Origin of the sequence: Bradyrhizobium sp. PSBB068 (genome assembly GCA_016839165.1) — a bacterium.
Classification (GTDB): Bacteria; Pseudomonadota; Alphaproteobacteria; order Rhizobiales; family Xanthobacteraceae; genus Bradyrhizobium.
The window spans coordinates 5,398,303-5,411,943 of sequence record CP069300.1 but is presented as its reverse complement, the minus strand read 5'-3'; the positions used below and the strand labels follow the sequence as shown (position 1 = coordinate 5,411,943).

Below are 13,641 nucleotides of genomic sequence, written 5' to 3'. Positions count from 1 at the left end.
CAATCCTGTTCAGCGCGCATTCACGGAAGTAGCCTTTCCATCCGTTACGCCAACTCTCGAGAAGAAAAGGGACGACCACTATGGCGCGCATTCTGTGGGCTTTGATCGTCGGTCTGGTGTCGTTCGCCGCGCTTCCTGTCCATGCGGAGGACCAGGAGAAGCGCCTCGCGCTCGTCGTCGGCAACGGCGCCTACCAGGCCGGCGCGCTGCAGACCGCCGCAAACGACGCCGGACTGGTGGCGCAGACCTTGCAGGCCGCCGGCTTCGACGTGATCGGGGCGCGCGATCTCGATAGCGAGACGCTCCGCAAGTCGTTCCGCGACTTCATCCAGAAGGTGCAGGACGCCGGACCGAACGCCGTCGCCTTCGTCTACCTCGCCGGCTACGGCGTGCAACTCACCGGCGAGAACTACTTCGTGCCGGTCGACGCCAAGATCGCCCGCGACACCGACGTGCCGGTCGAGGCGATCCGCATCTCCGACTACAGCCATCTGCTCTCGGCATTGCCGATCAAGGCCGGCGTGATCGTGCTCGATGCGGCGCGCAGCAATCCCTTCGCCAAGGACGGCCAGCCGCTGGCCGGCGGCCTCGCGCTGGTCGATCCCGAACCGAAGATGCTGATCGCCTTCAATTCGGCGCCGGGCACCGTCGCCCCCGACGGCGCGCCGCCTTACGGGCCCTACGCGCAGGCGCTGGCGGAAATGATTCGCGCCGGCGGCCTGACCTTGCCCGAGGTGTTCGACCGCGTTCGCCTGCGGGTCAACGAAATGACCAAGGGCGCCGAGATCCCGTGGAATGCGCAGAAGGTCGACGCGCCCTTCATGTTCTTCGAGCGCAAGCCGGATGCGCCGCCGCAGCAGGTCGATGCCGGACTGCGCACCAAGCCGATCCGCGATTTCCCGGCGCAGGATGCCTATGCGGCGGCGCTGGAGCGCGACACGCTGCAAGGCTATGAGGATTACCTGCAGGCCTATCCGACCGATCCGCTGGCCAAGCGGGTGCGCGCGATCGTGGCGGCGCGGCGCGAGGCGATCACCTGGCGGCGCACCTACAACGCCGACACGGCCGACGCGTATTGGTCGTATCTGCGGCGTTATCCGCGCGGGCCGCATGCTTACGACGCAAGGCGCCGGCTCGCCTATCTGTCGGCCGCGCTGGAGCCGCCGCCGCAGTTCGCGGCGATCGATTACGACGTGCCGCCGCCGCCGCCCGACGAGATCGTCTATGTCGACCGTCCGGTGCTCTACTACAGCGATCCGGTGTTCGCCTTCGCGCCGCCGCCGCCGCCGCCGGTGTTCTTCCTGCCGCCGCCGCCGCCGGACTTCGTCGTGCTGCCGCCGCCGCCGCCGCCGATCGGCCTGTTCGTGCTGCCGACGCCGTTCTTCGTGGCGATGCCGGCCTATGTCGCCGCGCCGGCCTATGTGGTGCCGCCGCAGAACAACATCGTGTTCAACAACATCCACAACACGACGGTCATCAACACCGTCATCAACAATCCCAACCCCACGCCGGCGCAGCTCCATGCCGCCGGGGTGACCGCAGCGATGGGCGGGGCGCCGGTCACGGCGGCTCCGCAACTGCCGGCCGCCGCGATGCAGCGCGCCAACCTGGTGCAACCAGGCGGTCCGCAAGGCGCGACGCCGGCGCAAGGCGCGATGGGAGCCCCTGGCGCGGCGCCCAACGCCGCCACCACGCCGAACGCGATGGGCGCTCCGGGCGCGCACACTTTGCCGGGCGCGAAGAATGGACCGCCGCTGCCGCAGTCGGCGACCGCGCCGGCCAACGCCACGCAGCAGCATGGCGCCGCCCAGCCGGGCGTCATGCAGCCGGGCGCCGCGCAGCCCGGCTCTACGCAACCCGGGGCGAAGCCGAATGCGCCAGCGCCAGGCAAGCCGGCGACGGCGATGGCGCCTGCCAACGCGCAACCTGCGCCTCCAGCCAAGCCCGGCGTTGCACCGACAGCAAACGCGCCGGCCTCGCCCGCGACCGCCGGCAAACCAGGACGGCAGCAACAGCTCATGCATGCCACGACCGCGCCGACCGCAAACGTAAAGCCCGCAACCGCGGCAGGGCCGGCGAGCCGCGCGGCACCGGCACGGACGACGCCGGCTGCGCGTTCGGCACCGGCGCATGCCGCGGTGTCGCCGCCGCCGGTCTCGCGGCCCGCGCCGGCACGGGCCGCAGCGCCGCCGCCGCCGCGTGCCGCAGCCGTGCAGCCGCGTCCGGCACCGGCGCCGGCCCCACGTGCTGCGCCGCCGCCACCGCGGCCGGCGATGCAGGCGCAACGCGCAGCACCGCCGCCGCGGATGGCAGCGCCGCCGCCAAGGCCCGCGGCACCAGCCCGCGCCGCGCCGGCGTGCCCTCCCGGCAAATGCAAACACTGAGGGCGTGACACCATGAGCCGAGCAGGTCAGCCTTTGATGAGCACCACGGCCACACTCGGATCGCGGACAGTCGCGAAACTGATGATCGGCACGATCGCCGCGCTGGTGGCATATCACCAGCCGGCACGGGCGGCCGAGCTTGCCGCGCAGGACATCGCGCTGCTCGATCGCCTGACCTGGGGCGTCAACGCGTCCAGCGCGGCGCATCTGCGAGAGGTCGGCACCGAGCGCTGGTTGCAGGAGCAACTGCATCCGGCTGGCACCGTATTGCCGGACGCCGTCCAGAAGCAGATCGAGGCGATGCCGGACGTGCATCGCTTCCCGTTCGACATCGCGGCCTCGTTCGACCAGCAAGGCAAATCCGCCAACCAGGTAGCCGATCCGGAGCAGAAGAAGGCGGCGCAACAGGTCTATCAGCAGGCCATGAACGACCGCGCCAGGCAGGCCGCGGCCCGCACCATCCTGCGCGCGCTTTATGCTCCGGATCAATTGCGCGAACGCCTGACCTGGTTCTGGTTCAACCACTTCAACGTTCACCAGTACAAGGCCAACATCCGCGTCTTGGTCGGCGACTACGAGGACCGCGCGATCCGCGCCAACGCGCTCGGCAAGTTCCGCAACCTGCTGTCGGCGACGCTGCATCATCCGGTGATGCTGCGATACCTCGACAACGCCGATAACGCGGCCGGTCACCTCAACGAGAACTACGCCCGCGAGATCATGGAGCTGCATACCATGGGCGTCGGCTCAGGCTACACCCAGGCCGATGTCGAGGCGCTGGCGCGGATCCTCACCGGCGTCGGCATCGACTTCAAGTCGGAGGATCCGAAGCTGAAGCCCGAGCAGCAGTCGCAGCTGGTTCGCGAAGGTGCCTTCGAGTTCAATCCGGCGCGCCACGATTTCGGCGACAAGGCTTTCTTGGGCCATCAGATCAAGGGCCGCGGCCTCGCCGAGGTCGATGAGGCCCTCGACATTCTCTGCCATCATCCCGCGACCGCCACGCACATCGCAAAGCAGCTGGCGACCTATTTCGTGTCCGACAATCCGCCGCCGGCGCTGGTGCAGCAGATGGCGCAGACCTTCCAGAAGACCGACGGCGATATCGCGGCCGTGATGTCGACGCTGGTTCATGCGCCGGAATTCACCGCGAGCCTGAAGGGCGGCGCCAAGTTCAAGGACCCGATGCTCTACGTGATGTCGTCGGTGCGGCTCGCCTACGACAACAAGGTGATCCTCAATACGTTGCCGATCCAGGGCTGGCTCAATCGCCTGTCCGAAGGTCTGTTCAATCACGAGACGCCCGACGGCTATTCGATGCTGTCGGCGGCCTGGAACGGTCCCGGGCAGATGATGCTGCGTTTCGAGATCGCGCGCGCGATCGGCTCGGGATCGGCCGGACTGTTCAAGCCGAACGAGCCCAATGCCGTCGACCAGCCGGCGTTTCCGCTCGTGATGAACGGGCTCTATTTCAGCAACATCAGGCAGACGCTGAGCCCGACCACGCTCGCCGCGCTCGACCAGGCGGTCTCACCGCAGGACTGGAACACGCTGTTTCTGTCGTCACCCGAGTTCATGCACTGAAAGGGAGGTTCGACGATGAACCGCCGCGAACTGATCAAGGCCTTCGCCGCTTCCACCTCGCTCACCCTGGCCGGCCGGGTCTGGGCGGCGCCGGCCACCGACGCGCGCATGCTGGTGGTGTTCCTGCGCGGCGCCTACGACGCCGCCAACGTGGTGGTGCCGGTCGGCAGCGAGTTCTACTACGCCTCGCGCCCGACGCTTGCGGTGGCGCGGCCCGATGCGGGCAATCCCAACGCCGCGCTGGCGCTCGACGCCGGATGGGGACTGCATCCGGCGCTGCGCGATTCGATCTATCCGCTGTGGGCCAAGCGCGAGATCGCGTTCGTGCCGTTTGCCGGCACCAGCGACGACCTTTCGCGCAGCCATTTCGAAACCCAGGACACGATCGAACTCGGCCAGGCGGTCGGCGGCAGCCGCGACTATCGCTCCGGCTTCATGAGCCGGCTCGCGACCGAGCTGACGCGGGTGAAGCCGATCTCCTTCACCGACCAGCTGCCGCTGATCTTCCGCGGCCAGAACCAGATCCCGAACATCGGCATCGCCAGCGTCAGCAAGCCGGGTGTCGACGACCGCCAGGCGCGGCTGATCAGGGACATGTACGGCAAGGGCGACCTCGCCAACTCGGTGTCCGAAGGTTTTCGCGTCCGCGACGACGTCTACAAGTCGGTCTCCGAGGAGATGATGGCGGCGAACCGCGGCGCGGTGTCGCCGCGCGGCTTCGAACTGTCGGCGCGGCGGATCGGCCGCCTGATGCGCGAGCAGTTCAACCTCGGCTTCGTCGACGTCGGCGGCTGGGACACCCACGTCAACCAGGGCGCCGCGACCGGCTATCTCGCCGACCGTCTCGGCGAACTGGGCCGGGGCCTTGCCGGCTTCTCCGAAGAGATCGGCCCTCAGATGTGGCGCGACACCGTCGTGGTCGTGATCTCCGAGTTCGGCCGCACCTTCCGCGAGAATGGCGACCGCGGCACCGATCATGGCCATGGCAGCGTCTACTGGGTGATGGGCGGCGGCATCAATGGCGGCCGGATGGCCGGCGAGCAGGTCCAGGTCGCCCAGGCGACGCTGTTCCAGAACCGCGACTTTCCTGTGCTGACCGATTACAAGGCGTTCTTCGCCGGCCTGATCCAGCACGTCTACGGCCTGCAGCAGGCGAGCCTCGAGCGCATCTTCACCGGCATCAAGCCGAAGGACCTGAACCTGGTTTGAAGTGGCACTGCAAAAATATCGAAAACAACCCCATGCAAAGGAGCGACAGGTTGCCGGGGTTCGACCCGGCGACTTGACACGTCGGGCAAATCAACAGTACACTTCTATTATTCAGAAATCTTGCATGGCTGCCGGTATGGCCGGCGAACCGGTCCAGGCCGCGCGGGCGACGCTGTCCCGCTTAGGCTCATGCCTGGGATGCAGCCAACCGGGAGGCAAGCAAGCCATGATGGGACGGTTTTTCTCACGGCGGGCCGCCCTCACGGCGGCGTTCCTGTTAACTCTGGAAGCGGCAGCACCCGCCGCGCATGCGGCCGACGTCAAGGTCATGAGCACGGTCGCGCTCACCCCCACACTCGGCGAACTGATCCCGAAGTTCGAGAGCGGCAGCGGCAACAAGCTAATCGTCGTCTACAGCACGATCGCCGATCTGAAGAAGCGGATCGAGGCGGGCGAAACCGCAGATGTGATGATCCTGTCGCGCGCGGCCCTCGACGGTCTCTTGACCCAGGGCAAGGTTGCCGAGGGCAGCATCGTCAACGTGGGCCGCTCTTATGTCGCCGTCGGGGTTCGTACCGGTGCGCCCAAGCCCGACATCGGCACGGTGGAGCAACTGAAGACTGCGCTTCTCGCCGCCAAATCGATCTCCTACGCCGATCCAGCGAAGGGCGGTGCCAGTGGCGTCTATTTCGCCAAGGTCATCGATCGTCTCGGCATCGCCGAGCAGATGAAATCCAAGACGGTCCTGGTGCCGGGCGCCGAAGCGGGCGAACTCGTCGCCAAGGGCGAAGTCGAAATGGGCGTCGCACAGGCCTCGGAAATTGCCGCGGTTCCGGGGGCTCAGGTGGTCGGCCCTCTGCCCGGTGATTTGAACAGCGTGATCGTCTTCGCGGTCGGCATCGGATCCACGAGCAAGGATCCGGCAGCCGCCAGATCGCTGATCGAGCTCCTCACCGGTCCGACCGGTTCCGCCGTGCTCAAGTCCAAGGGAATGGATCCGGCCTAGGCGTCAAGGAGATTTTCGACCCCGGCTGACGAAGAACTTTTTCTCCACCTTCCTGCGGTATGCCAAAGTCTTATCCGGGCGTACGACGGGACAAGGGAAAATCCGAAATCATGTTGACGGACCGTGGAAATGCCGACGCCGACGCGATGGACGAGGGTGCTTTGCCCGGGCCTCGGTCGCGGCTTCTCAACCGCCGGGCGTTTCTAGCCGGCTCTGCTGCCGGTCTCGCCGCACTGAGCGTAGCCGGTTGCGCATCCGACTACATGAGCCTCGCCGAGGCGGAGAAGCTCTACGGGCCCGTGCCCGACGAGAAATTCCCGATCCCTGCGGTCGATGTCAGCAAGGTCGATCCGAAATATTTTCGCAAGACAGTGAAGTACGACAGCGGTGAGGCGCCCGGTACGATCATCGTCGATCCCGGCAAATACTATGTCTACCGCATCGAAGGCGAGGGAAACGCGACCCGCTATGGCGCCAATGTCGGCCGCGATGGGTTCCGATGGAGCGGAGAGGCTTACGTCGGGCGCAAGGCCGAATGGCCGACCTGGACGCCGCCCAAGGAGATGATCGCGCGCCAGCCGGAGGCCGGCAAATATGCGCGCGGCATGCCGGGAGGCCTCGACAATCCACTCGGCGCGCGCGTGCTCTACCTCTACCAAAACGGGGTGTACACGCTTTACACGATTTATAGCACCAGCGCCCCCGAAACGATCGGGAACGGCATTACGAGCGGCTGCACCGGCCTCCTCAGCCAGGACATGATCGATCTCTATGCGCGAACGCCCGTCAAGACGAAGGTGATCGTGCTGCCGGCATAGGCGACGGCGTCGGCCGCCGGTCGAGGCACCGCCAGTAGCTCTCCGAGAATCCCGTCGGCTAGACTGTGCCGGCTTGAACGCGTGCGGCTCACCCTGGTGTCACGGCGAAATCCGGACAGCAGGCCGAAGCGCTGCGTGCTCGTTGCACAAGCATCGAGGGCGCTATTTGTCGGGTCAACGTCGTGGCCGCTATGGGGCAAAGGCAGCCATCTCGATCGGGGAGATTGGGTCCGCTTCACATCAACAAGCCGACGTTCCGATGCTCAGGGCGAATTTCGGTTATGGGCCCCAGAAGCGGAAGTAGGCAAGGACTTATAATAAATAGCATTACAGATGACGGCTACGCCATTAAGGGTACGGTTTCTGCCTTAGAACCTGCCGAGTAAGCGCTTTGCTCACCTCGCGATCTTTCCTCGCCAACGACATTATTTCTCGGCTATCCTGTATTGCAACATCGGCTCGTCGCAAGAGATCGCCTATTGAGGCGCGTGAACTCATCTCCCTCTGCGCGAGGATCTCTCTGGTTACATCTCTCACGTGGTGTACCAAGGCGAGAACAGAACCTCCCTCGTCTATCATCGCCCAATTCTTCGGATGCCAGTAGCGAACCTCCCATGGCCGCCTTTGCGGTTTAATGTCATACCGCTGCAGGGGCATCACGTCCGCGCGGCCGGTATGCATCACCGCGTCAAAAGACGCTTGAAGGTTGCGCACACCATCAGCCCTAAGATCGTGCGGGCTATCAGGGAAGACTTCGAACATCGACATGCTCGCGAGGGCATCGCGCTCCATCGCGACGTCGGCAAGATACGAGTCGTTGGCATCGATGATCCGCAACTCTGGAGTAAGCACGAGGAGACTAATCGGCGCAGTCTCGAACAGAAGGCGGCAGGCTTTTTGAGCGTTGAGCATTTGTGCTGCGGGAGAGCGAAAAGTCGGGTGGTGGAGAGCATCCATCATGATCACCTTTCTCGTGCAGTCAGCTCCTGTACTCGGGGCGATTATGTTCACTTATACCGCTTTGCGAACCGTTAGGGACCATTGAAAATGCGCCAGCAATCCGAGTTGAGCCAAGTCGAACCCAGGTTTCAAACGCCAATACTCGGCTTTGTGCGTGCTGCACGTCAGGCTCGGCTTGTATGATCGCGATAACATGGAACTGCGGCACTTGGAGCAAGCCGAAAGCGAATCTATTTCAGGCAAACGCTCGTTCAGGCTGTCAAGACAACCGTGTGCAATGGCGCGGAGAGGGGCTACCGCCGCTTTGGGTCAAAGGCTGCCCCCGGCAGCCGGCATGCCCTTGGTCGGGTCACCTCTCGGAAGCGGACATCGCCGCGCTCTGGGCTGAGGTCAGCCACGGGCCAAGAGGCGACATAACGCTGCCAGTCCCAGGCGGTCCGGTCGCGTTCGCCCGTCGACACACGCCGAGAATGTCAATTCTTGATCCCCGTCGAACAAAAAAAGACCGCCTGGCAGCGGTCTCTCCGAGTCTAACCGGGTGCTCCATCAAGCAGCTCGCTTGAACGCCTCCCGCGCAGCCTCATTGGCGCGATCGAAGGCCGTGCGCGTTTCCGTCAAGGCCGCCATGAGTGCGGACCATGACTGGGTTCCCGCCTGATTCAACTTCTCTAGTTTTTTCTCCGCCTCGACTGCATCTGCGTTCATGCGCTTAACGGCGGCGTCGATATCGTCCCGACGCTCAGAGGCGAATTTCTTGGCATCGCGGCCAAGCTTCTCGGCTACTTCGCGCCACGCTTTCAATTGGGCATCGGCTTGAAGCTTGAACGTCGCCTGCTGGTGCTCGATTTGCTTGCCGAAGCTTTCGACATATTTCTTGACCTCGGCCTGGAACAAGCCCCAGTCAGCCTCAAGCTTTGCTTTTGTCTGGATCCACGCGGCCTCGTTAGCTTCCGACTGCTTCTTCATGGTGTCACGGAAGTCATCACGCTGCGAGCGCAGATCAGCAAGAACCTTCTTCGCTTTGTCGCGGACATCGGCCTGCACCTCGGCAGCCTTGCCCTCAAGCGAGGTCACCGTTGCGTCCATTTCGTCGAGACGCTCTTTGGCCCAATTTGTAAAGAAGTGGATATTGCTTTGTGTAGCCATTTACTGGTCTCCATGAAGTCGAATAACGCCGCCCCATGTTGCCGATTAACATGCCGCGCCAAGCCATTTTTGATGTGAGTCAAAGAGTGTTCTGCGGTCTGACCAAATTTCACTCAAGAAGTTGCGAGTTCCGAAATGGGTCAGAAGCGGACTTCAATGCATCTAAAGGACGCTGACTAACCACTCCCGCAGCCATTTGTGCTGGGCATCTCCATCCTGACGAGGATGCCAACTGGCCAATACGTCAACTTTCAGCGGAGCCAAGTTCGGTTTGAGAACATGCCGGGCGCCCTGGTCATTGTCTCGCCGCCAGATCCGCGATCGACTTCATCACCGCGTTGCGGATGCCGGGGTCGTCGAGGATGTGGCTTGCGCCATCGACGATGCGGACTTCGCTGCCTCGCCGGGCGCGCGACGAGCGCGTGCGAGGTCGCGGGCGGGCACCAGCAACACTGCGCGGCGGTCCTTCGGATCATTCCATCCCGGCTTCGCAATCCGGCAAAGGGCTTGCCCTCGATATTTCAATGAATGCTGAAATGTTATTGACAGCGGACTTTATTTCGATAAATACTGAAGTATGAAAAAGACCGATGCTGTTGCCGCCTTGGCGGCACTCGCGCAGGACAATCGCCTCGATATATTCCGGCTGCTCGTGCAAGCCGGACCGGAGGGCATGCCAGCGGGCGCAGTCGCCGGCGCTCTCGATCTTGCGCCCAATACGCTGACATTTCACTTTGACCGGCTGCGCGCGGCGGGTCTTGTCAGCGTTCGCCGCGAAGGCCGCTCGATGATCTATGCCGCGCAGTTCGAGCAGATGAACGCGCTCCTTGGCTTCCTGACTGAAAACTGCTGTGGCGGCGCGCCCTGTGCGCCTGCCGCCGCCGAATGCAAACCGGCGCGCAAGCGCACGAAAATCCCAGCCTGAAAGGACACTCCATGAAGCGCCTTCATGTCCACGTCACCGTGAGCGATCTTTCACAGTCCGTAGGCTTCTACTCTGCCTTGTTCGCTGCCCAACCAACGGTTCTCAAGACGGATTACGCAAAGTGGATGCTCGATGATCCTCGCGTGAATTTCGCCATTTCGGCCAGAGGCCGCGAGCCCGGCCTGGATCATCTCGGCATTCAGGTTGAGAGCCAAGAGGAGCTTCACGAGGTCTACGACCGCTTGAGTCAGGCGGGGGGCAACATCATCGAGCAGGGCGAGGCGGCCTGTTGCTACGCCAAGTCCGAGAAGTCGTGGATCGACGATCCCGCAGGCATCGCCTGGGAAACCTTTCACACGACCGGCGAGAGCACGGTCTATGGTGATGGCACCGGAGAGAACACGGCGCGCGTCGCGCATGGCAAGCAATCGGCCTGCTGCGCCCCGCAGGCAGCGCCAGGTTCTTCCGCGTGCTGCGCGACGTGACGGTGCGCCGTGGCTGATCGCCCATACAACGTTCTGTTCCTCTGCACCGGAAACTCGGCGCGCTCGATCATTGCGGAAGCGATCTTGAACAAGGTGGGCGCAGGTCATTTCCGCGCCTACAGCGCCGGCAGCCAGCCCAAGGGCCGGGTCAATCCGCACGCCATCCATCTTCTCGAAAACATGGGCTACGATACGTCGGGCTACCGCTCGAAATCATGGGACGAGTTCGCCAAGGCCGGCGAGCCCCAGTTCGACTTCGTGTTCACGGTCTGCGATAGCGCGGCGGCTGAAGCATGCCCGGTCTGGCCCGGACATCCTGCAACAGCCCACTGGGGCATTCCTGATCCGGCTGAGGCGAAGGGGACGCCGGCCGAAATCGCGGTCGCATTCGAGGATGCCTATCGCATGCTCAATCAGCGAATTGCCGTCTTTACCGCGCTGCCTCTGCGATCCATCGACGCGCTCAGCTTGCAGGGCAAGCTCCGAGAGATCGGGCAAATGGAAGGCTCGACGGCCAAGGCCACGGAAGCGCATTGATGCCGACGCTGGCGCGCCGTCTGGTCGCGGAATTGCTTGGCACGGCGCTTCTCCTGGCTGCCGTCGTCGGCTCCGGGATCATGGCCCAGAAGCTCGCGGGCGGGAATGTTGCGCTCGCGCTGCTTTGCAATACCATCCCAACCGGCGCAATTCTCGCTGTGCTCATATTGGTCTTCGGACCGGTCTCAGGCGCGCACTTCAATCCTGCCGTAAGTCTCGCGCTCTCGATTCGGAGCGAACTGCGTTGGCCAATTGCGGTTGCCTACATCGCTGCTCAGATCGTTGGAGCCGTCGCGGGAGTATGGGTGGCTCACCTCATGTTTGAACTGCCGGTGCTGCAACTCTCGATGACGCAGCGTTCCGGCAGCGGGCAATGGCTCGCTGAAGCGGTTGCCACCTTTGGCTTGCTCCTGACCATATTCGGTTGCGCCGCCAGGGCACCGGGGGCGATTCCGTATGCCGTCGGCCTGTACATCACGTCGGCCTATTGGTTCACAGCCTCGACCTCGTTCGCGAATCCGGCGGTGACAATCGCGCGCTCGCTTTCCGACACCTTTGCCGGAATAGCGCCCGGCGGCGTTGCCGCTTTTATCGTCGCTCAGTCCGTCGGCATGCTGGCTGCGGTTGCCCTCGCCGGGTGGCTGTGGCGCGAGAGGAAGCCGGCATAGGCCATGGGCATTACCGTTGACAGTGTACGGGTTGCATCCGCCGCAGACGCGGCTTCTATCGCAGCGATCCATGCTCCATATGTCCTGGCATCCGTACTGGCTTGCTCAGCCCGGACATGCTCGCCCTCTATTCGCGAACGCTCGTCAAGACGGAGGTGATCGTGCTGCCGGCATAGGCAACGGCGTCGGCCGCCGGTCCGGGCGCCGGATGCGCGAGCAGTTCAACCTGGCTTCGACGACGTCGGCGGCCGGGACATCCGCGTCAATCAGGGGGCGACTGCTATCCTGCCCACCGTCTCGGCGAACCGGGCCGGGGCCTTGCCGGCTTCTCCGAGGAGGTCGGCCCTCGGATGTGGCGCGACACGCTCGGTGGCGCCCACCGTCTCAACTCTCGTTCTTGTAGATCTTGCCGTCCTTCATGATCACCTTGAAGTTCCTGGCGGGGTCGGCGACCAGATCGATATTTTCGAGCGGATTGCCGTCGACCAGCAGAAGATCGGCCAGCGCGCCCTGCTCGACGACCCCGAGCTTGCCGGGATACGGATTGCGCTTGCCGGACAAAGCCAGCAATTCGGCGTTGGTCGACGTCGCCATGACCAGCACTTCGCCGGGCGTGTACCAGCGGGTGAGCGAAGCGAGGATCGCGCCCTGCCGCTTGGCCAATGCCCCGGAGAACAAAACGTCGGTGCCCCACGCCGTCTTGATCTTATACTTCCTTGCCAGTTGGTAGGTCCTGGCGATGCCGGGCCAGACTTCATCGGCCTTTGCCCGCTGCACCGATCCGGCCGCCAGGCCGGTTCGCATTTCTTCGGGAAGCGGCTGCGTGCTCAGCCACACGCCCTTGTCCGCAATCAGCTTCGCGGTCGCCTCGTCCATCAGGAAGCCGTGCTCGATGCATTGCACCCCGGCTGCGATCGACCGTTGGATCGCCGCGGGGGTGAAGGCATGCACCGTGACGTAAGTCCCCCAGTTCTCGGCCGCCTCGACCGCGGCGTGCAGCTCCGCCTCCGTGAAGGTCGACACGTCGATCGGACTGAAGGGCGAGGAGACGCCGCCGCCGGCCGTCAGTTTGATCTGGGAAGCGCCCTGCATGAGTTGCTCGCGGACGCGCACGCGGACTTCGTCCGGGCTGTCGGCGATCATGCTGCCTCCGACCTGTTCCATGCGCGTCAGCATGCCGCCGATCGTCCGCGGCAGATCGGATAATTGGCGGAAATCGCCGTGTCCACTGGTCACGGTGATCATCGCGCCGGAGGGATAGATGCGCGGTCCGGCGATCAATCCTTGGTCGATGGCGTCCTTCAGGCCGAAGGTCGGGCCGCCGAGGTCGCGGATCGTCGTGAAGCCCCGCATCAATGTGTCGGTCGCCTCGACACCGGCGGCGATGTTGTTGAAGCCGACGTCGCCCATCGCCTGAGCGGGATTGGTCCGGATCAGCATCGCATGCCAATGGTTGTCGATCAGGCCAGGCATCAGCGTCCGCCCGCTGCCGGCGATCACGGTGCTGCCGGGCTCGGCGGTGATCGGCGTCGCCGAGATTTTCTCGATGACGTTGCCTCTCACAAGGACGTCAGACGGCGCCGAGAGCGAACCGCCCTTGCCGTCGAAGATGCGTACATTTTGAAATAACGTCGTGCTGATGGGCGCCGGTGGAGTGCCCTGGGCGCAGACCGCGGGCGCCAGACCGAGGGCTAGAAGCGGAAGCGTGGCACGAAAGGCTCGCAAGGACAGGGCAACCATCGCAGATACCTCGCGGATGGAATCCAGCAGTGAGCGCCGCCTGTGACAGTATCGCATCTGGACGGTCGCCATTTGCGGACCGTCACGCCGGCATCAATGCTACCAGAGCGGGTCTGACAAGTGAAGTTCAATGCGTGTACGCTCGCGCTGTCCGCCGCGATGTAAGCGCCCCGACGCCAAGG

The 13,641-nt window shown here is 64.1% G+C and carries 12 protein-coding genes; 9 read left to right on the top strand and 3 right to left on the bottom strand.

The features are described from left to right. Positions 1-80: 80 nt before the first annotated feature. The 5 genes from JQ507_25360 (at position 81) to JQ507_25340 (ending at position 6,998) form a co-directional block, all read left to right on the top strand. Entirely contained in the window at positions 81-2,384 is a 2,304-nt protein-coding gene (locus tag JQ507_25360; GenBank protein QRI68234.1) for a caspase family protein, read from the top strand. Between the two features lie 81 nt (positions 2,385-2,465). Further along, the gene (locus JQ507_25355; protein ID QRI73510.1) at positions 2,466-3,965 is read left to right on the top strand and encodes a DUF1800 domain-containing protein; all 1,500 of its coding nucleotides are present in this window, start codon (positions 2,466-2,468) and stop codon (positions 3,963-3,965) included. Positions 3,966-3,980: 15 nt separating this feature from the next. Further along, positions 3,981-5,174 carry a DUF1501 domain-containing protein gene (locus JQ507_25350; protein QRI68233.1) on the top strand — a complete coding sequence of 398 codons (1,194 nt, stop codon included), beginning with the start codon at positions 3,981-3,983 and terminating at the stop codon, positions 5,172-5,174. 124 nt (positions 5,175-5,298) lie between these two features. Continuing rightward, positions 5,299-6,180 (top strand): substrate-binding domain-containing protein, encoded by an 882-nt coding sequence (locus tag JQ507_25345; protein ID QRI68232.1) that lies wholly within the window; start codon positions 5,299-5,301, stop codon positions 6,178-6,180. 110 nt (positions 6,181-6,290) lie between these two features. Next, positions 6,291-6,998 carry a L,D-transpeptidase gene (locus JQ507_25340; GenBank protein ID QRI68231.1) on the top strand — a complete coding sequence of 236 codons (708 nt, stop codon included), beginning with the start codon at positions 6,291-6,293 and terminating at the stop codon, positions 6,996-6,998. A 348-nt stretch (positions 6,999-7,346) separates the two neighbouring features. Here JQ507_25340 and JQ507_25335 read toward each other — a convergent pair whose 3' ends face one another. Together JQ507_25335 and JQ507_25330 are read right to left on the bottom strand one after the other, a co-directional pair. Next, the gene (locus JQ507_25335) at positions 7,347-7,958 is read right to left on the bottom strand and encodes a PAS domain-containing protein (protein QRI68230.1); all 612 of its coding nucleotides are present in this window, start codon (positions 7,956-7,958) and stop codon (positions 7,347-7,349) included. A gap of 546 nt (positions 7,959-8,504) precedes the next feature. Next, complete coding sequence (locus JQ507_25330; protein QRI68229.1) at positions 8,505-9,104, bottom strand: hypothetical protein; 600 nt, start codon at positions 9,102-9,104, stop codon at positions 8,505-8,507. Between the two features lie 577 nt (positions 9,105-9,681). Between JQ507_25330 and JQ507_25325 the strand changes: the two genes are divergently transcribed. From JQ507_25325 to JQ507_25310, 4 genes are read left to right on the top strand one after another with little or no spacing between them, the layout of a single operon-like run. Further along, entirely contained in the window at positions 9,682-10,029 is a 348-nt protein-coding gene (locus JQ507_25325; protein ID QRI68228.1) for a helix-turn-helix transcriptional regulator, read from the top strand. 11 nt (positions 10,030-10,040) lie between these two features. Further along, positions 10,041-10,514 (top strand): VOC family protein, encoded by a 474-nt coding sequence (locus JQ507_25320; protein QRI68227.1) that lies wholly within the window; start codon positions 10,041-10,043, stop codon positions 10,512-10,514. A gap of 9 nt (positions 10,515-10,523) precedes the next feature. Further along, positions 10,524-11,051, top strand: coding sequence for an arsenate reductase ArsC (locus tag JQ507_25315; GenBank protein QRI68226.1), 528 nt, complete (start codon positions 10,524-10,526; stop codon positions 11,049-11,051). Next, positions 11,051-11,719 (top strand): aquaporin family protein, encoded by a 669-nt coding sequence (locus JQ507_25310; GenBank protein QRI73509.1) that lies wholly within the window; start codon positions 11,051-11,053, stop codon positions 11,717-11,719. The genes JQ507_25315 and JQ507_25310 overlap by 1 nt, the downstream gene beginning before the upstream one ends. A 384-nt stretch (positions 11,720-12,103) precedes the next feature. Here the strand turns inward: JQ507_25310 and JQ507_25305 are convergent, their stop codons facing one another. After that, positions 12,104-13,459 carry an amidohydrolase family protein gene (locus JQ507_25305; GenBank protein ID QRI68225.1) on the bottom strand — a complete coding sequence of 452 codons (1,356 nt, stop codon included), beginning with the start codon at positions 13,457-13,459 and terminating at the stop codon, positions 12,104-12,106. Between the last annotated feature and the right edge of the window lie 182 nt (positions 13,460-13,641).